The 18,220-nt window shown below is 62.8% G+C and carries 16 protein-coding genes and 1 pseudogene; 9 read left to right on the top strand and 8 right to left on the bottom strand.

The window, feature by feature from the left end; all coding sequences use genetic code 11:
- Window positions 1-45: 45 nt before the first annotated feature.
- On the top strand, window positions 46-507 hold the full coding sequence (ybeY, locus tag ACNAZA_RS05820; protein ID WP_415795518.1) for an rRNA maturation RNase YbeY: 462 nt from the start codon (window positions 46-48) through the stop codon (window positions 505-507).
- Window positions 508-587: 80 nt separating this feature from the next.
- Here the strand turns inward: ybeY and ACNAZA_RS05815 are convergent, their stop codons facing one another.
- From ACNAZA_RS05815 to ACNAZA_RS05805, 3 genes are read right to left on the bottom strand one after another with little or no spacing between them, the layout of a single operon-like run.
- Window positions 588-1,049 (bottom strand): DUF6691 family protein, encoded by a 462-nt coding sequence (locus ACNAZA_RS05815; RefSeq protein WP_415795517.1) that lies wholly within the window; start codon window positions 1,047-1,049, stop codon window positions 588-590.
- Between the two features lie 2 nt (window positions 1,050-1,051).
- Entirely contained in the window at window positions 1,052-1,498 is a 447-nt protein-coding gene (locus ACNAZA_RS05810; protein ID WP_415795751.1) for a YeeE/YedE family protein, read from the bottom strand.
- An 8-nt stretch (window positions 1,499-1,506) separates the two neighbouring features.
- Window positions 1,507-1,860 (bottom strand): ArsR/SmtB family transcription factor, encoded by a 354-nt coding sequence (locus ACNAZA_RS05805; RefSeq protein WP_415795515.1) that lies wholly within the window; start codon window positions 1,858-1,860, stop codon window positions 1,507-1,509.
- A 67-nt stretch (window positions 1,861-1,927) separates the two neighbouring features.
- On the opposite strand from ACNAZA_RS05805, the gene ACNAZA_RS05800 reads away from it, so the two are divergent.
- The 3 genes from ACNAZA_RS05800 to ACNAZA_RS05790 all read left to right on the top strand — a co-directional run bounded on the left by ACNAZA_RS05800 (window position 1,928) and on the right by ACNAZA_RS05790 (window position 4,101).
- Window positions 1,928-2,821: an MBL fold metallo-hydrolase gene (locus ACNAZA_RS05800; protein ID WP_415795514.1), complete on the top strand. Its 894-nt coding sequence runs from the start codon at window positions 1,928-1,930 to the stop codon at window positions 2,819-2,821.
- Between the two features lie 53 nt (window positions 2,822-2,874).
- Complete coding sequence (locus tag ACNAZA_RS05795; RefSeq protein WP_415795512.1) at window positions 2,875-3,186, top strand: hypothetical protein; 312 nt, start codon at window positions 2,875-2,877, stop codon at window positions 3,184-3,186.
- A gap of 126 nt (window positions 3,187-3,312) precedes the next feature.
- Window positions 3,313-4,101, top strand: a complete 789-nt coding sequence (locus ACNAZA_RS05790) for a sulfite exporter TauE/SafE family protein (RefSeq protein ID WP_415795510.1) — start codon at window positions 3,313-3,315, stop codon at window positions 4,099-4,101.
- Window positions 4,102-4,201: 100 nt separating this feature from the next.
- On the opposite strand, the gene dbpA is transcribed toward ACNAZA_RS05790, so the two are convergent.
- Window positions 4,202-5,611 carry an ATP-dependent RNA helicase DbpA gene (gene dbpA, locus ACNAZA_RS05785; RefSeq protein WP_415795509.1) on the bottom strand — a complete coding sequence of 470 codons (1,410 nt, stop codon included), beginning with the start codon at window positions 5,609-5,611 and terminating at the stop codon, window positions 4,202-4,204.
- Between the two features lie 162 nt (window positions 5,612-5,773).
- Here dbpA and ACNAZA_RS05780 point away from each other — a divergent pair, with 162 nt between their 5' ends.
- Entirely contained in the window at window positions 5,774-7,099 is a 1,326-nt protein-coding gene (locus ACNAZA_RS05780) for an amidohydrolase (protein WP_415795508.1), read from the top strand.
- A gap of 30 nt (window positions 7,100-7,129) precedes the next feature.
- Here the strand turns inward: ACNAZA_RS05780 and ACNAZA_RS05775 are convergent, their stop codons facing one another.
- From ACNAZA_RS05775 to ACNAZA_RS05765, 3 genes are all read right to left on the bottom strand, one after another.
- Window positions 7,130-8,911 carry a dipeptidase gene (locus tag ACNAZA_RS05775; protein WP_415795507.1) on the bottom strand — a complete coding sequence of 594 codons (1,782 nt, stop codon included), beginning with the start codon at window positions 8,909-8,911 and terminating at the stop codon, window positions 7,130-7,132.
- Between the two features lie 56 nt (window positions 8,912-8,967).
- Window positions 8,968-9,417 carry a D-aminoacyl-tRNA deacylase gene (dtd, locus tag ACNAZA_RS05770; RefSeq protein WP_415795506.1) on the bottom strand — a complete coding sequence of 150 codons (450 nt, stop codon included), beginning with the start codon at window positions 9,415-9,417 and terminating at the stop codon, window positions 8,968-8,970.
- Window positions 9,418-9,495: 78 nt separating this feature from the next.
- Window positions 9,496-10,449 (bottom strand): cation diffusion facilitator family transporter, encoded by a 954-nt coding sequence (locus tag ACNAZA_RS05765; RefSeq protein ID WP_415795505.1) that lies wholly within the window; start codon window positions 10,447-10,449, stop codon window positions 9,496-9,498.
- Window positions 10,450-10,563: 114 nt separating this feature from the next.
- Here ACNAZA_RS05765 and ACNAZA_RS05760 point away from each other — a divergent pair, with 114 nt between their 5' ends.
- From ACNAZA_RS05760 to ACNAZA_RS05750, 3 genes are read left to right on the top strand one after another with little or no spacing between them, the layout of a single operon-like run.
- Window positions 10,564-12,633, top strand: a complete 2,070-nt coding sequence (locus ACNAZA_RS05760; RefSeq protein WP_415795503.1) for a putative bifunctional diguanylate cyclase/phosphodiesterase — start codon at window positions 10,564-10,566, stop codon at window positions 12,631-12,633.
- Window positions 12,634-12,645: 12 nt separating this feature from the next.
- Window positions 12,646-14,139 (top strand): AMP nucleosidase, encoded by a 1,494-nt coding sequence (locus ACNAZA_RS05755; RefSeq protein ID WP_120971670.1) that lies wholly within the window; start codon window positions 12,646-12,648, stop codon window positions 14,137-14,139.
- Window positions 14,140-14,150: 11 nt separating this feature from the next.
- Window positions 14,151-15,359 (top strand): GGDEF domain-containing protein, encoded by a 1,209-nt coding sequence (locus ACNAZA_RS05750; protein ID WP_415795502.1) that lies wholly within the window; start codon window positions 14,151-14,153, stop codon window positions 15,357-15,359.
- On the opposite strand, the pseudogene ACNAZA_RS05745 reads toward ACNAZA_RS05750, so the two are convergent.
- Window positions 15,356-16,868, bottom strand: a pseudogene (locus tag ACNAZA_RS05745) (GMC family oxidoreductase). The gene ACNAZA_RS05750 and the pseudogene ACNAZA_RS05745 overlap by 4 nt on opposite strands.
- A gap of 471 nt (window positions 16,869-17,339) precedes the next feature.
- Here ACNAZA_RS05745 and ACNAZA_RS05740 point away from each other — a divergent pair.
- Complete coding sequence (locus tag ACNAZA_RS05740; protein ID WP_415795500.1) at window positions 17,340-18,188, top strand: 3-hydroxybutyryl-CoA dehydrogenase; 849 nt, start codon at window positions 17,340-17,342, stop codon at window positions 18,186-18,188.
- The last annotated feature ends 32 nt before the right edge of the window (window positions 18,189-18,220 follow it).

Genomic DNA, 18,220 nt, shown 5'->3' with positions numbered 1-18,220 from the left:
AATTCATAGCTGATTGCGCTTATTGCATAAGCACTACAAGCCAAAATGTCTTTAAATCAACTGCAACTGTCCCTGCAATTCGGCCGCTTTCCCGAAGCGGCTACCCACCGCGAGCTGCTGAGCCGCAGCAAGGTCACGCGCTGGATTCGCCATGCGCTGGCCGTGGATGCCGAGATCACCGTGCGCATCGTCGATGCCGAAGAAGGCCAGCGCCTGAACCGCGAATTCCGCAAAAAGGACTACGCGACCAATGTGCTGACCTTTGACTACCAGCAAGAGCCCACGGCGATGGCCGATCTGGTGCTGTGCGCCCCGGTGGTGGAGCGCGAAGCCCAGGAGCAGAACAAGTCGCTGGAAGAGCATTACGCCCATTTGCTGGTGCACGGCACTCTGCACGCCCAGGGCTGGGATCATGAAACCAGCGATGAAGATGCCGAAGAGATGGAGTCTTACGAGACCGACATCATGCAAGAGCTGGGTTTTGCCGACCCCTACGCCAAGGACTGACGGACACACGGCCCCAACAAAAAAGACTCCCCAGGGAGTCTTTTCTTTTGATAGCAAGCAGCGCAATCTAATCAAGCGCTTCAGTCTTGTTCTGCCCTGTTTGGCTCATGGCTGCAAGACGGACGCCTGGCCCATGCATGCTGGGCCAGCATGCCCACCACCATGGCCGCTACAAACAGCCAGACTTCGGAGCGACCCGTGGCCAGATTCATCAGCGCCGGCCCGGGGCAAAAACCGGCCAGACCCCAGCCCACGCCGAACAATGCCGCGCCGCTCAGCAGCCTGGCATCGATGCGACTGGCCGTGGGCAGGTCCATGGGCTCGCCCAGCAGCGCGGTCTGGCGCTTGCGAGCCCAGGCAAACGCCGGCAAGCCCACGACAATCGCCCCGCCCATGACCAGGGCCAGAGACGGATCCCAGCGGCCGAAGACATCCAGAAAATTCTGCACCTTGGCCGGGTTGCCCATGCCCGAAAGCAACAGCCCCAGACCAAACACCAGACCGGAAATCAAAGCCACCATGGGAGTGACAACAGCTTGCATCTTCAGCCTCCCAGGACGTGACGCAGCACAAACACGGTGGCAGCACCCGCAGCCATGAACACCAGGGTGGCGGCCAGCGAACGCGGCGACAGACGCGACAGCCCGCAAACACCATGGCCGCTGGTACAGCCCGAACCCAGGCGCGTGCCAAAGCCCACCAGCAGACCGGCGGCAACAATCAGCAGCGGGTTGGAAGGCATGTCCATCGCCGGCAAGGGGGCGAACCGCAGCCACACCCAGGGCGCCAACAACAGGCCCAGCACAAAGGCGGCACGCCAGCCCCATTGGGCAGCGCTGCCCCAGCCGCTGGCTTGCAACAACTGGCCCACGATGCCGCTGATGCCGGCAACACGCCCCAGCAAGACCAGCAACAGCGCAGCGGCCAGACCGATCAGCAGGCCGCCGGCCAGCGAGGCGAAGGGCGTGAACGCCTCCCATGCAATCCCCATGCCGGTAGTCATGCCTGCTCTCCTTCACAAAACAGCTGGTGCACCAGCTCCATCAACTGCAGCGCACGCGCATCGGCGGCCTGGTAGCGTATGAATTTTCCTTCGCGCTCGGTGCTGACCAAGCCTTCGCGACGCAGCACGCCCAGTTGCTGCGACAGCGTGGGCTGGGCGATGCCCGTAAGCAGCTCCAGCTCGCCCACGGTGCGCGGTTGCTGCGCGATCTGGCACAGCAGCAGCAGCCGGTCCTCATTGCCCAGCACCTTGAGCATGGCCACCGCCTCGCCCGCATGGGCGCGCATGGCGGCCAGGTCCAAAGCCGGTGCCTGCTCGCTGTCATCACTCATGGTTTTAAGATCTTTCATGACACTTCAAATTACTTCTATATATTATATTTAAAAGTATATTGACTGCCATCCCAAGAGATTGAACATGCAGACCATGCACATCGAACCCTTCTTCGATACCGTCACCGGCACGGTGAGTTATGTGCTGGCGGACACTGCGGCAGGCCAGGCCGCCGTGATCGATCCCGTGCTGGACTTCGAAGCCCAGTCCGGCACGCTGACCAGTGCCTCGTCCGACCGCATCATTGACTATCTGCGGGCACAGGGCTGGCAGCTGCAGTGGATTCTGGAGACCCATGCCCACGCCGACCATCTCTCGGGCGCCCAGCACATACGCCACCATCTGGGCGGCAAGATTGCGATTGGCGAGCACATCCAGGCCGTGCAGAAAATGTTCAGCCGCATCTTTCACTTCGAGCCCGGATTTGCGTCCAATGGCAGCCAGTTTGACCATCTGCTGCACGACGGCGAATGCTTTCAGGTGGGCAACCTGGAGGTAACAGCTATGCACCTGCCCGGCCACACGCCGGCCGATATGGCGTTTCAGGTCCAGGACGCTATGTTTGTGGGCGACACCTTGTTTCTGCCCGATGTGGGCACGGCCCGCGCCGATTTTCCCGGTGGCGATGCGGCCAGTCTGTACCGCTCCATCCAGCGCATCCTGTCCCTGCCCGAGAACACGCGCCTGTTTGTCTGCCACGATTACCCGCCCAACGGCCGTGCCCACGACTGCATGTGCCGCGTGGCCGATCAAAAACAGCGCAGCATCCATGTCAGCGAAGGCATCGGCGAAGCCGAGTTTATCGCCATGCGCAATGCGCGCGATGCCACGCTGGCCATGCCCACGCTGATCCTGCCTGCGGTACAGGTCAATCTGCGCGCCGGCAAAATGCCGCCGGCAGCCAGCGATGGCCGCAGCTATCTGCAAATCCCCATCAATGCCTTTCTGGGCGATAAGAAGCCTGCTGACGGTGTTTGATACGGCAAGCGGCATGATGCCGTCTTTGTGAAACTCAACGGAATGCCCAAGCCATGACCACCGATGCTCTGAAAATCCTGCTGCATGCCACGGATGCCGAAGGCCTGCAACGCGCCCGCATGAATGCCGTCAACGCCCTGCGGGCCGAGCCTGCCACCCAAGTTCGCATCATCACCAACGCCGGCGGCGTGGCTGCAGCCCTGGATGCGGTGCACGAAGCCACCGACGGCCTGACCTGGCTATGCCCCAATACCTTGCAGAACCTGCAGCGCGAGCTGCGCGCACCGCTGCAAAAACTGGACGGCCCGGCCGTGCTGGCACTGGCACGTTTGCAAACCCAGGGCTGGGTCTACCTGCGCTCCTGAGCACCGACACCGCGCACGGCGCCTTCCTCACCCGGCAGTGCTTTGTCTTTTGCCCATGCATCACGCAGCTGTCCAGCCACTAAGATCGCTCTCTTGCAAGCATAAAAAACCGAGGGAGAGACAAAAATGGACATCCTGGCCACCCTGGGCATGGGCCCGTGGACACATATTGCTTTGCTGCTGGGCGCAGCCTTTGTCGCCGGCGCACTCAATGCCGTGGCAGGCGGCGGCAGTTTTCTGACGCTACCGGCCCTGGTCTTCACCGGCGTGCCCCCCGTGGTGGCCAATGCCACCGGCACCGTGGCCCTGCTGCCCGGCTATATGGCCGGAGCCTGGGGCTTTCGCGAGGACATGCGGCCGCCACCAGGTCTGTCGACCTCGAAAATCGTATGGCTTTCATTGGTGGGCGGCTCGGCCGGTGCGGCCCTGCTGCTGTTCACGCCAGACGCCATCTTCCGCAAAGTCGTGCCCTGGCTGCTGCTGGCCGCCACCGCCATGTTCGCTTTTGGCCCGCAGCTGCGCGCCTGGGCCGCAGGCAAGAACGCCGCCCACCAGGCACCCGGCACCGCCAAAGCCGCTACCGGCATGTTGGCCGTGGCCGTCTATGGCGGCTATTTCAACGGAGGCCTGGGTATTTTGCTGCTGGCCTTGTTCGGCCTGCTGGGCCAGACCCAGCTCAACGCCATGAATGGCATGAAAAATCTGGTCTCCGCCCTGCTCACCGCCATTGCCGTGGTGATCTACGCGGCGGGCGGCATTGTGCAATGGAAGCTGGCCCTGCTGATGATGATCGCCGCCACCGCAGGCGGCTACGGCGGCGCACGCGTGGCACGCAAGATTCCCGCACCTGTTCTGCGCTGGGGCATTGTGGCTACGGGACTGGTAATGGCGGGGCTGTTCTTCGCCAAGGGCTGAGCGCGGCCCCAAAGCAAAAAGCCTTCTCAAATTTGAGAAGGCTTTTTTGTGAGCACTCTGCGCTTAATACATAAGCGCTACAGGTCAATTTGGCTTGTTTTTAGAGTAGACGGGCTTTGACCGTCTTGCCCTTGACCTTGCCGCCGTTGAGCTTGGCGCAGGCCTGGGCAGCGATCTTGCGGTCCACCGCCACATAGGTGGAAAAGTCGTTGACGCTGATCTTGCCGATCTGGTCGCGGCTGTAGCCAAAATCGGCGCACATGGCGCCCATCACGTCGCCGGCACGGATTTTCTCCTTGCGCCCGCCGATGATCTGGATGGTCATCATGGGTGGCAGCAGCTCGCCACCGGCGGCGGGCGTGAGTTCTTCCACGGGGAAGAACTCGGAGGCACGGCCTTGCAGCTGTTCGATCTTGCCCACGCTGCCCATCTCGTCCATGGACACCAGATTCAGCGCCAGACCTTCTGCATCGCCGCGGCCGGTGCGGCCGATGCGGTGAATATGCACCTCGGAATCGGGCGTCACGTCCACATTGATCACGGCCGACAGATCGGCAATATCCAGGCCGCGCGCGGCCACGTCGGTAGCCACCAGCACGCTGCAGCTCTTGTTGGCAAACTGCACCAGCACTTCGTCACGCTCGCGCTGCTCCAGTTCGCCAAACAGCGCCAGCGCGCTGAAGCCCTGGGCCTGCAAGGCGTTGACCACGTCACGGCACTGCTGCTTGGTGTTGCAAAAGGCAATCGTCGATTCGGGACGGAAATGCGCCAGCAGCTTGGCAACCGTCTCCACTTTTTCGCGGGCACCGACTTCGTACCAGCGCTGCTGGATCTTGCCGGCGCTGTGCTGGGCCGCCACCTTGACCATTTGCGGATCGCGCATGAAACGGTTGGCCAGTCCGGCAATGCCTTCGGGGTAAGTGGCCGAGAACAACAGGGTCTGGCGATCGGCAGGGCACTGGCGCACCACGGTTTCGATGTCGGACAGAAAACCCATGTCCAGCATGCGATCGGCCTCGTCCAGCACCAGGGTCTTGAGATTGGCGATATCCAGCTTGCCGCGCTCCATCAGATCCATCACGCGGCCGGGCGTGCCGACCACGATGTGGGCGCCGTTTTCCAGGCTGGCGATCTGATTGCGCGAGGGCACGCCGCCATAGACGGTGACGACCTTGATATTGTCCTGGGCACGGGCCAGACGGCGGATTTCGGTGGCCACCTGATCGGCCAGTTCGCGCGTGGGGCACAGCACCAGAGCCTGTACGGCAAACCAGCGCGGGTTCAGGCGGTCGACCATGGGCAGGCCGAAGGCCGCGGTCTTGCCGCTGCCGGTGCTGGCCTGGGCGATCAGGTCCTTGCCCTGCAGCGTCAACGGCAGGCTGGCGGCCTGAATCGGCGTCATCTGCGTGTAGCCCAGCTGCTGCAGGTTGCCCAGCATTTCAGGAGACAGGGGCAGCGCCGAGAAAGCGGTGGAATCATTGGCCTTGGCGGCGCTGGTGGAGGTATTCATAGGAGCGGATTATCCCGGGCCTGCGCCGGAAAAGCCTTGTGCCATCGCTATTCACGGTGCCATTTGCGGGTTGCCCCTCTTCAATCCGGGCCGGCCATGCTCCTAGTCTGAAAGCACGGTCTTCAATGGCCGCTTCTGTTTGATGCCAACCACAGACCCCATATGCACCCAAGCCTCACTCGCAAGTTCTGCATCACCGCCGCGCTGGCCGCCAGTCTGACCTCGACCCAGGCTGCGGAACTGGACCCCCAGCCGCTCAAGCCCCAGCTGCAGCAGCTGATCGCCCAGATGTATCCGCAGATGCGCGACATCTACGAAGACTTGCATGCCAACCCCGAGCTGGGTTTCGAGGAAACGCGCACCGCCGCCAAGCTGGCGGCCGAGATGCGCAAGCTGGGCTTTGAAGTCACCGAGGGCATTGGCAAGACCGGCCTGGTCGCCATCTACCGCAATGGCGCAGGCCCCGCCGTCATGGTGCGCACCGAGCTGGACGCCCTGCCGATGGAGGAAAAAACCGACCTTCCCTATGCGAGCAAGGCCAAGGCCCAGTACAACGGCAAGGAGAGCTTTGTCGCCCATAGCTGCGGCCACGACATGCATATGACCAGCTGGCTGGGCACGGCGCAGGCGCTGCTGGGTCTGAAGAAGCAATGGAAGGGCACGCTGATGTTCGTGGCCCAGCCCTCCGAGGAAACCGTGACCGGTGCCAAGGCCATGCTGGCCGACGGCCTGTTCCAGAAGCTCGGCAAGCCCGACTACGCCTTTGCGCTGCACACCGGCTCCATGCCTTATGGCACGGTGGGCTATGTGGCCGGGGCGGCGACCTCCAATTCGGACTCGCTGGACATCACGTTTCACGGTCGCGGCAGCCATGGCTCCATGCCCGACAAAGGCATAGACCCCGTGCTCATGGCCTCGCGCTTTGTGGTGGATGTACAAGGCGTGGTCAGCCGCGAGAAAGACCCCATGGAATTCGGCGTGGTCACCGTGGGTGCCTTCAATGCGGGCAGCGCAGGCAACATCATTCCCGATCAGGCACGGCTGCTGGGCACGATACGCACTTACAAGAGCGAGGTGCGCAGCAAGCTGCATGACGGCATAGAGCGCAGCGCCAAGGCGCAGGCCGCCATGTCCGGTGCGCCGGCCCCCGAGATCAGGCTGACCAAGGGCTCGGACGCCGTGGTCAATGATGCGGCTCTGGTCAATCGCACGGTCAGGCTGTTCAAGGCTGCGCTGGGCGACAAGAACGTGCTGCCCATCCCTCCGGCCACGGCCAGCGAGGACTTCTCGGACTTCATCAACCAGGGCGTGCCGTCCATGTTCTACATCCTGGGCGTGTCCGATCCCCAGAAGGTGGCGCAGGCCAGCCAGCCCGGCGGCAAGCCGCTGCCCTTCAATCACTCGCCCTTCTTCGCCCCCGAGCCAGAACCCACATTCAAGACCGGCGTCGAAACCATGACGCTGGCCGTCATGAACGTGATGCAGTAAGCAGCGCCAGCCCCGCCATCGGGGCTGGCGTCACTGCATCTGCTGCAGATTGCCGATGCGCACCAGCATCTCGGTGAACATCTGCATATCGGTGCGCAGATCCGGCAGCTCCTGGTATTCCAGCGCATTGTGGGCCGTGTATTTCTTGCCGGGCATGGCCGGACCGAAGTTGATGGCGTTGGGCATGAGCTTGGCCGTGGTGCTGCCTGCGGTAGGCACGGGCCTGGCGTCCAGCCCCGTGGTGTCACCAAAGATATTGAGCAAGGTGCTCAGCCATGCACCCTTGGGATCGCGGGCCATCCAGTTGCCTTGCGTGTACTGCACGCTGACCGGCACCTTGGCCGCCTCACTCCAGCGGGCAATGCCCTGCTCCACCTCGGCGCGCAGTTGCTCTGGCGTCCTGCCTCGCGGCATGCGCGCATTGGCCGTCACCTCCAGCTTGCCGTCCACGGACTTGATGAGATTGGGCGACAGCGTGAGCGGCCCCATGAAATCATCGGCATAGGCAATGCCCAGCTGCCGGCCCAGATAGTCCAGGCCAAATACGCCATTGATATAGCGCACGGCCTGGCTGTACTGATTGGGCTGCAGCAGCGCCGCGCCCTGCTCCGGCATCAGGCTCTGCTGCAGGAACAGCGCCAGACGCGGCACGGGATTCACCCCTTCCTCAGGACGCGAGCCATGAGCGGATGCACCGCTGACCTTGACCGTGGCCATGCCCTCGGCGCGCTGCACCTCGATGGCGAACTTGCCCTGCGCCTCGTGCCGACGCACAAACTCGTCCTTTTCCTGAGACAGCCGCTGCGCAATCTGATCCAACGCAGCCGCATCGGTGGCGGAGACGGTGGCGGAAGCCGTCTGCGCAATGGAGTTGGCCGAGGCGGCGCCGGTCATGGCGGTGATGGCGGGCTTGGCGGCATCCACGGCCACCTCCGCAAACAAGGCCTTGAGCGCACCCGTGCCCTTTTCTGCAACCACGGCCGGGTACTTGCTGTCCAGCACGATGTTGTAATGCGGCAGCGAGGTCTTGCTCTGGTAGTACTTCATGGCATCGCCGCCGGTTTCCTCGGTGGTCTCTATCATCAGGCGAATGCTGCGCGAGAGCGGCAGACCACTGTCCTTGACCGCCTTCATCGCATACAGCACGGTGGCGATAGAGCCCTTGTCGTCAATCGTGCCGCGCCCATAAAGCCGATCGCCCACACGGGTGACCTGGAAAGGGTTGATCTGCTTGCCGTCCAGCACCCACTCGGCAGCCACCACCGGCACCACATCGGCATGGGTCAGAATGCCGAACTCGGTCGCCTCGCCGGCGCGGCTCGCCGCATTGGCAGGCAGTGTCACTTCAAAGATGCGGTTGTCCACATTGCGAAAGCGCAGCCCGAATTCGGCGGCCATGGATGCAACGAGCTTACCGAAGTCCAGGATGGCCGGACTCTCATGCGAAGGAACCTTGGGATCGCGCACCGTGGGCAGCGCCACCATGCGCTGCAGGCTTTCCAGCACCGCCGCCTCCTGCGTCAGACGGTTGTACACCCCCAGCAATCGGGCGATATCCGCGAGTTCGCCCTCCGACAGGGTCTGGCCGCGCGTATAGCGCTGCACGGCTGTTACCACACTCGGTTCTGCCTTTGCGGCCTGTTGTGCAAAGGCCTTGAAGGATTCGGCCGGGGTCGGGGCGGACGATGCGATCAGTGCGTCCAGCGCGGGTTTCTTCAAGGTCTGCGCCTGGATGGGCAGGCTGGCACCTGCCAGACCCAGAATCAGGCCGGCGGCTATGAGGGACAAAGAGGGCTTGCAGGATGGCTTCATGGACAGCTCTTGTAGGAATCGTGGTGACGGATGGGGTCGCAGACCGGGCCCCTTGCCTAGGCCTGCGGCTCCATGCGCACAGGAATGGTGACGGGCCCGTCGTTGACCAGATGCACCTGCATGTCGGCGGCAAATTCGCCGGTCTGCACCAGGGGATGGGCGGCGCGGGCCTGATCCACGAAGTAGTGGTACAGGCGACGGCCTTCATCGGGCGCGGCGGCGCCGGTGAAACTGGGACGGTTGCCGCCTCGGGTGTCGGCGGCCAGAGTGAACTGGCTGACGATGAGCAGGCCGCCGCCCACATCCTGCAGGCAGAGGTTCATCTTGCCGTCCGCGTCGCTGAAGATGCGCAGCTTGAGCAGCTTGGCCAGCAGCTTGTCGGCCTCGGCTTCGCTGTCGCCACGCTCGGCACAGACCAGCGCCAGCAAGCCTTGCTCGATCTGGCCTATGACCTGGCCGCCCACCTGCACCTGCGCGCTTTTCACGCGCTGTATCACGCTCATCATGAAGAGAGACTTTCGAAAATTAGCTATTTATTTTGAATGCCAACCGTATACCAACAATGGGTTGCAGGCGATTTTGACTCAAGTCTCTGACTCACAGACGGCGCGAGCATCGCCGGCTTCGCTATGGGTTTCCATGCCCATGGGCAACAGCTCTATGCGGGCATACAGGCCGGGCACGGCTTGCAGCAGCGCCGCCTCGATCTCGGCACGCAGCTGCGCCGCCTGGCGCACCGTCCACGCCTCCGGCACATGCATATGCAGATCGACAAAGCTGCGCTCGCCGGCCTGACGGGTGGTCAGATTGTCGAACTGCACCTCATGCGCTGTCGCATGCTGCTGCAGCACGGCGTGAATACGTTCAATGGCGTCTGCATCCAGTGCCTTATCCATCAAGCCCTGCGATGACTGCCAGACCAGCTGGGCACCTTGCACAAAAATATTGCACGCCACGGCCATGGCCACGGCCGCATCCAGCCACAGCCAGCCCGTCCACTGGGCGGCCAGCAATCCCAGCACCACGCCCACCGAAGTCCAGACATCGGTCAGCAGATGGCGGGCATCGCCTTCCAGCGCCATGGAGCGGTGCAATTTGGCCGAGCGGAGCATGACCCAGGCCAGAGCGCCATTGAAACCGGTGCTGATCAGCGACAGCAGCAAGCCCCAGCTCAGCTGCTCCAGCGGCTGGGGATGCCACAGCCGCAGCGCCGCCGCCCACACAATGGCCACGCTGGCGCCCATGACCAGAATGCCTTCAAAGCCCGCAGAGAAATACTCGGCCTTGTGGTGACCGTAAGGGTGGTCTTCGTCAGCCGGACGGGCGGCTATCGTCACCATGGCCAGGGCAAACACCGCGCCCCCCAGGTTGACAAAGGACTCCAGCGCATCCGACAACAAACTGACCGATCCAGTCAGCCACCAGGCCAGGGTCTTGAACACAATGGTCAACAATGCCACGGCTACCGATGCGCGCAGCAGCTGGCGCGGCTGCAACCAGGCTGAAGCATGGACCGCAAACCATGACGATGAGCTCATACCCTTTTTTCCTCGCTGTGGTAACAATGCCGCTTGCATCAAGCTGGGCAACGCTCTGGCGCTGTCAAATTTGCACCGATTCGGCTATAACCTCTGGCAAAAACAGGGAGGCGAATGCCTGAGATTTTCAACGCGCAGCAGTCAGACAGCCCGGACGCCTTGCTACGGCTGATCGCCGACACCGTTCCTGCCATGCTGGCCTATTTTGATGCAGCCACCATGGCCTGCCGCTTTGCCAACGCCCGTTACGCCGAGTACTTCGGCTTCTCTCAGCAGGAGATTGTAGGCAAGACCGTGCGCGAGATTGCAGGGGAAGCGGTCTGGAACGAGATCCGTTCGTCCCTGCCCTTGAACAATCCTTCGGTCACCGACTCCGTGCGCTATAGCCGCCAGGTGGTAAGGCCCGACCACAGCATTCAGCACATAGAAACCGTGCTGCGCCCCCATAGCGAAAACGGCGTACTGCAGGGCATGGTGGCCCTGGTCACCGATGTCAGCCATCACCACCAGGTCATGCAAAAACTGCAGGCCAGCGAGGAGCGCATGCGCCGCTTTGCCTCCGTGACGACGGAAGCCATTGCCATGCACCGACAGGGCCTGGTCATCGACGGCAACACGGCACTGACGCAGCTGCTGGGCTACAGCCTGCCCGAGCTGCTGCAAAATCCCATCCTGGACTATGTCGCCCCGGAATATCAGCTGTCTGCGCTGCAGACCATGCGCAACGAACGCGAGGAGCGCCACGAGTCGGTACTGATCCACAAGAACGGCCAGCGCATTCCGGTGGAAGTGCAGGCCAAGAGCATGCCCAGCGACGAAGGGGATTTTCGCCTCGTCGTGTTTCGCGACATGACGGCCAGCCACCTGGCCAGAGAGCATATGAACTTTCTGGCCCAGCATGACTTGCTGACCCAGCTACCCAATCGTGCACGGCTCAACGAGTTGATGACGCAGGCGATTGCACAGGCCGGCCAGCAGCAATCGAGGCTGTCGGTGCTCAGCATTGATCTGCATCAGTTCAAGGCCATCAACGACTCGCTGAGCCACCAGGCCGGCGATCTGGTGCTGTGCGAGATCGCCAGGCGGCTGCGCAGCAGCACCGGCAAGCTCGATCTGGTGGCGCGGGTGGGCGGCGATGATTTCGTGGTGGTCCTGACCGGTAGCCCCACACTGCTGGAGACCGAGGCCCTGGCCGCCAGGCTCAGGGCCGTCATTGAAGCACCTTGCGAGATCGAAGGCACGCAGCTGATCGTCTCGCCCAGCATGGGCATTGCCATCTACCCCAAGGATGGCGAAAGCCCCGAAGTTCTGCTGAGCAATGCCGAGGCCGCCATGCACATGGCCAAGTCCGAGGGACGCAGCATGGTGCAGTTCTACACCCCCATGCTGGAAGGCCGTGCCACGCGCATGCTGATGCAGGAGCAGATGCTGCGCGCCGCGGTGGAGAACGGCGACTTCGAGCTGCACTACCAGCCCCAGACCTTCACGGCCAACGGCCAGTTGGCGGGGTTCGAGGCCCTGGTGCGTTGGCGCCATCCGCACCGGGGGCTGGTGCCGCCCGGCGAGTTCATAGGTTTTGCCGAGAACCGCGGCCTGATTGCGGCAGTTGACCGTTGGGTGATGCGCCAGGCCTGTATTCAGGCCAAGGCCTGGCAGCGCGAAGGACTTCCCGCCGTGCCGATTGCCGTCAATCTCTCGCCCCAGGAGTTTCGCGAGCGAGATGTGGCGCGCGAGGTGGCCGAGGTCTTGCATGAAACAGGGCTGGAGGCCCGCTACCTGCACATCGAGCTGACCGAGACCACGCTGATGCAGTCCAGCGGGCAGATGCCTGAGACGCTGAAGGCGCTGAAGGCGCTGGGCGTAGGCCTGGCCATCGACGACTTTGGCACCGGCTACTCCTCGCTGGCCTATTTGCGCCGCCATCCCATAGACACGCTCAAGATCGATCGTTCCTTCGTCACCGACATCTCGCACAACCCCGATGCCAGGGCCATAGTCAACGCCATCATTCAGATGGGACGCAGCCTGAACCTGAACATCGTGGCCGAGGGCGTGGAAACCGCTGCCCAGCTGGCTTTGTTGAGGCAACTGGGCTGTGCCATGATGCAAGGCTATCTGGTATCGCTTCCGCTGCCGGCAGAACAGGCCAGGGCCTGGATGTCGCAGCACTGTCACTTGCTATAAAGACAATAGTGCATGGCCTCGAATTTCTCTACCTCTTCCCATAAAACGAGCACAAGCTTGCACACGGATGCCCAGCAGGCGCTGGCCCATATCCAGCAGCTTTACCGCGAACAGATCGAGCATTTGCGCGCTGCCATGCAGCGCTTTGTGGCGGGAGAGACGCCAGCGGTACCCACCCATGCCTACTACCCGTTTGTGCGCATCAAGACCACCACCGTGGCGCGTGCGGACACCAAGCTCACCTACGGCTTTGTGGAAGGCCCCGGCATTTACGAGGCCACGCTGACTCGGCCCGATCTGTTTGCCGACTACTTTGGCGAGCAGCTGCGCCTGCTGATTGCCCACCATCAGGTACCGCTGGAAGTGGGCTTGAGCGAAAAACCCATTCCCATCCACTTCTCGTTTGCCGATAACGACCACATCGAAGGCTCGCTCTCGCCCGAGCGGCGCCTGCTGATGCGCGATGTGTTCGACCTGCCCGATCTGGAAGCCATGGATGACGGTATCGCCAACGGCACCTGGCGCCCCCAGCCCGGCGAGGCCCTGCCGCTGTCGCTGTTCACCGCGCCACGGGTGGACTATTCGCTGCACCGCCTGCGCCACTACACCGGCACGGCGCCCGAGTGGTTTCAGAACTTTGTGCTGTTTACCAACTACCAGTTCTACATCGACGAATTCATTCGCCTGGGCCACGCAGAAATGGCCAAGGAAGACAGCGACTACATTGCCTTTGTCGAGCCTGGCAATGTGGTCACGCGCCGCAAGGGCCTGCCTGCCGAGGCGGTGGATGAGCTGGGCAATGCCCCGCCGCGCCTGCCCCAAATGCCCGGCTACCACCTGGTGCGTGCCGACACCAGCGGCATCACCATGGTCAATATCGGGGTCGGCCCGGCCAATGCCAAGACCATCACCGACCACATCGCCGTGCTGCGCCCCCACGCCTGGATGATGCTGGGCCACTGCGCCGGCCTGCGCAATAGCCAGCAACTGGGCGACTATGTGCTGGCCCACGCCTATGTGCGCGAAGACCATGTGCTGGATGCCGAGCTGCCGTTGTGGGTGCCGATTCCGGCCCTGGCCGAAATCCAGCTGGCGCTGCAGCAGGCTGTGGCCGACGTCACTCAGATGGAACATTCCGAACTCAAGCGCATCATGCGCACGGGCACGGTCGCCAGCACGGACAACCGCAACTGGGAGCTGCTGCCCGACAATCTGCCGCAAAAGCGCTTCAGCCAGAGCCGTGCCGTGGCGCTGGACATGGAGTCGGCCACCATTGCGGCCAACGGTTTCCGCTTCCGCGTGCCCTACGGCACCTTGCTGTGCGTCAGCGACAAGCCCTTGCACGGCGAAATCAAGCTGCCCGGCATGGCCAACCACTTTTACCGGGAACGCGTGGACCAGCATCTGCGTATCGGCATGCGCGCTGTGGACATACTGCGCGAAGGCGGCACCAATCGCTTGCACAGCCGTAAGCTGCGCAGCTTCGACGAAGTCGCCTTCCAGTAACTCTTTGCCACATGCCCGGGCCGGATTTTTTTACCATTGCCATGGTGGTGGCCATCAATCTGATGGTCATCGCCATCGCCCTGCCCTGGCTGCTGGATCAGAAACTCACCTATGGCGCCCGCCATGCGCAGCGCTATTTTCTGCTGCAAGGCCTGGCCTGGCTGGCCGGCATTGCCGAGCTGTACTTTGACACCAGCGTCTGGGGCAAGCTGCTGTCAACGATTGCCATACTTTGCGCCACGCTAGTGCAGTGGGAGCTCAGCCGCTCCTTGTCGGGCTGGCTGGGCCCACGCCACCGGGCCCTTGACCATGGCTTGCGCATACTGAGCGTGATCGGTGTGCTGGGCTATCTGATCACCATCCATTCACCGGCACAAAGACTGGCCTGGTTCAGCACCATCAATGGCATGTGTGCCGTGCTGGTCGGCTGCATGGCACTGTTCCCCCGCAAGCCCCAGACCCGGGTTTGGCGCTACATCGTATTCAGCATCGAGGTATCTCTGGGCTTGGCCGTGATGTCGGCAGGCCTGACCCAGCCTTACGAGTCCTGGTCTCAGATGCTCACGGCAGAGTCCGGCCTGCACCCCGCCCTGGGCCTGATGACTCCCATCTGCGGCAGCTTGCTGATGCTGGCCACGCTCTGGGCGCTGCGCGAGGAGCTCAAGCGAAATCAGAACAGCCGGCCGGATGACTGGGCAGGCCTGCCCCAGCGCAAGGCACTGGAGCGCCAGGGCCAGGCCATGCTGGAGCGCGCCCAGCGCGACAAGCTGCCGCTGGCCTTGGTGATGCTGGACATGGACCACTTCTACCGCGTCAACCAGGAGCGCGGCTATGCCCTGGGCGATGAAGCCCTGCAACTGCTGTCCAGAATCCTGCAAAAGCATATTCGCAGCAATGAAGTGATAGCACGCTGGCAGGGCCAGGCCTTGTGCATGCTGCTGCATGCCGATGGGGCCGGCGTGCAGTCGCTGTGCGCGCGCCTGCAATCGGCCATGCAGCTGGGCGCGCAGTATGAATTGCAGGTGGATCTGAGCTTTAGCGCGGGCTGCGCTCTGGTGCCCGAGGTCTGGGAACAACTGAGCATCGAAGATCTGGCCCGGCATGCCGAAACGGCTTTGCAAGACGCCAAGCGTCTGGGCCGTGGCCGCTGGGAATTCGTCACCCTAAGGGCCGCCGAAATGCCTTTGCCTATGCCCCTGCCTTTTGGCGGCCGAGCCTAGCGCCAGTCTTCGCGGATCAGATCGGCCGCCTTTTCCGCCAGCATGATGACCGGCGCATTGGTATTGCCGCTGACGATGCGTGGCATCACCGAGGCATCCACCACCCGCAGGCCCTGCATGCCCTGCACGCGCAGCCTGGCATCCACCACATCCAGCTCCCCCGGGCCCATGCGACAGCTGCCCACCGGGTGGTAGATGGTGTCGGCGTAGTTGCGAATGAACTGCTCGATCTCGGCCTCGCTGTGGGCCTGGGCTGAAGCTGCGTATTCCTTGCCGCCCAGGCCGGCCAGCGCCGGTTGGCCCAGGATGTCGCGCATGCGCTGCACGCCGCGAATCATGCGCGGCATGTCCTCCTCATGGCTGAAAAACCCCGGATCTATGAGCGGCAGCGCCCGCACGTCGGCAGTTGCCAGCCGCACGCTGCCCCGGCTTTGCGGCTGCAGCAGACAGACATGGCAGGAATAGCCGTGGCCTAACACCGTCTTGCGTCCGTGATCCACCAGCTTGCCCACCACAAAGTGCAGCTGCAGATCGGGCGCAACCTCCTGCGGCTGGCTGCGGATAAAACCGCCGGCTTCGGCAAAATTGCTGGTCAGCATGCCGCGTCGCTCGCGTCTCCACTGGGCCATACCCCGGCAAAGATGCCTGATGCCGGTCAGTGAGATACCAAAGCTGTCGGTGAGTTGCGGCGCATCCACCACCTGCACCACATCGGGGTGATCGTGCAGATGCAGGCCCACACCCGGCAGATGGTGAGCCACCTTGATGCTCAGCGGCTGCAGATGCTCGCCCGGCCCTATGCCCGAAAGCATGAGCAGCTGCGGCGATTGCAACGCCCCGGCACACAGCAGCACCTCGCGGCGGCAACGCAGCTGTCTGACCTGCCCGCCCTGTTCGTACTCCACCCCCACCGCCTGACGGTCTTCCAGCAAAATGCGCAGCACCCTGGCATTGGTGACGACCTCCAGATTGGGGCGCTGGCGCACCGGCGTCAGATAGGCTTTGGCGGCGCTGCAGCGCTCGCCGTGGTGGTGGGTAACCTGGTACAGGCCCACGCCCTCCTGGCTAGGGCCGTTGAAATCCCGGTTGTGCACCTGCCCGGCTTGCACACCTGCCTGAACAAAGGCCAGGGCCAGAGGATTGGGGTCGCACAGGTCGGACACATGCAGCGGGCCCTGGCTGCCATGCAGCGCATCCGCAGCACGGGTGTTGTGCTCGGCCTTGATGAAATAGGGCAAAACATCGCTCCAGCCCCAACCTGGATTGCCTTGCGCGCTCCAATATTCATAGTCCTGGGGCTGGCCGCGCATGTAAATCATGGCATTGATGGAGCTGGAGCCGCCCAGCACCTTGCCGCGCGGCTGATAGCCCTGCCGGGCAGTGGATCAGCACGCTGCGGTCTTCACCCCCGGCCTCCAGCAGGGTGACGCTCACCTCGGGGTCCTCGCTCAGCCTTGCTGCCAGCACCGAGCCCGCCGAGCCCGCACCAATCACCAGAAAGTCACGCATACCTGTGCTCCCGTTTGAGAACGTGTTGACGATCTCTACGCAGCCGCGTTGAGGCGCAATCGGGATGAGTTCGAAGCGATGTGGAGCAGCTTGCACCGGGGTGCAAGCCAGCCGCAGCGCGATGAAATCGCCCGATTTCGCCTCAACCCTTCGGGCCAGTGTCTTTGCGGGCGCTCTGCGGTGTTGCGAATCCTCGCAATAGCACGGCTATTGCTGCGGTATCGCGCCTAGCATCCCATCCCGCAAAGACACTGGCGCGGCGCCGAGGAGATCGTCAACACGTTCTGAGAGCCACATTCTGGCCGCCCGCCAGCGCCGCCAACAGACGTGTAAACGCCAGCAGAGGGCCGGGGCCAGTCGCCGGTTTTACCCATATCACGCCAAGCATGCCCGACTAGGCCGAAAGTGCCGCCGAACCCGGCTAACATTTTCGGGTTCAACGAAATTGGCAAACTAGGAGACTCAAGCGTTATGGCAATTCAAACTGTAGGCATCATCGGTGCAGGCACCATGGGCAATGGCATCGCACAAGCCTGTGCGGTATCGGGCATCGATGTGGTGATGGTGGATATTTCGGAAGCCGCCGTGCAAAAAGGCCTGGCTACCGTCTCCGGCAGCCTGGACCGCCTGATCAAGAAGGAAAAGATCAGCGAAGCCGACAAGGCCGCCGCTCTGGCCCGCATCAAGATCTCGACCAGCTATGACGACCTGAAGCCGGCACAGCTGGTGATTGAAGCCGCTACCGAGAACTTCGACCTCAAGGTCAAGATCCTCAAGCAGCTGGACGGCATGCTGGGCCAGGACGTGATCGTGGCGACCAATACCTCGTCGATTTCCATCACCCAGCTGGCCGCCGTGACCCAGCGCGCCGACCGCTTCATCGGCATGCACTTCTTCAACCCCGTGCCCATGATGGCCCTGGTGGAGATCATTGTCGGCCTGCAGACTTCGGACGCCACCCACGCCGCCGTCAAGGAAATGGCCGAGCGCCTGGGCAAGACGCCCATCACAGTCAAGAACGCCCCCGGCTTTGTGGTCAACCGCATTCTGGTGCCCATGATCAACGAAGCCTTTTTTGTGCTGGCCGAAGGCCTGGCATCGGCCGAAGACATCGACGCCGGCATGAAGCTCGGTTGCAACCAACCCATTGGCCCGCTGGCTCTGGCCGACATGATCGGTCTGGATGTCTGCCTGGCCGTGATGGAGGTGTACCTGAAGGAATTCGGCGACAGCAAGTACCGCGCCTGCCCGCTGCTCAAGGAAATGGTGGCCGCCGGTCGTCTGGGCCGCAAGACCGGACGCGGTGTTTACACCTACTAAATAGCGCCTCCACAGGTCTTCTGCGCGACTGC

This window comes from Comamonas aquatilis, from assembly GCF_965139575.1.
In the GTDB taxonomy this organism is placed as follows: Bacteria; Pseudomonadota; Gammaproteobacteria; order Burkholderiales; family Burkholderiaceae_C; genus Comamonas; species Comamonas aquatilis.
This window is presented reverse-complemented; position numbering and strand designations above follow the sequence as displayed.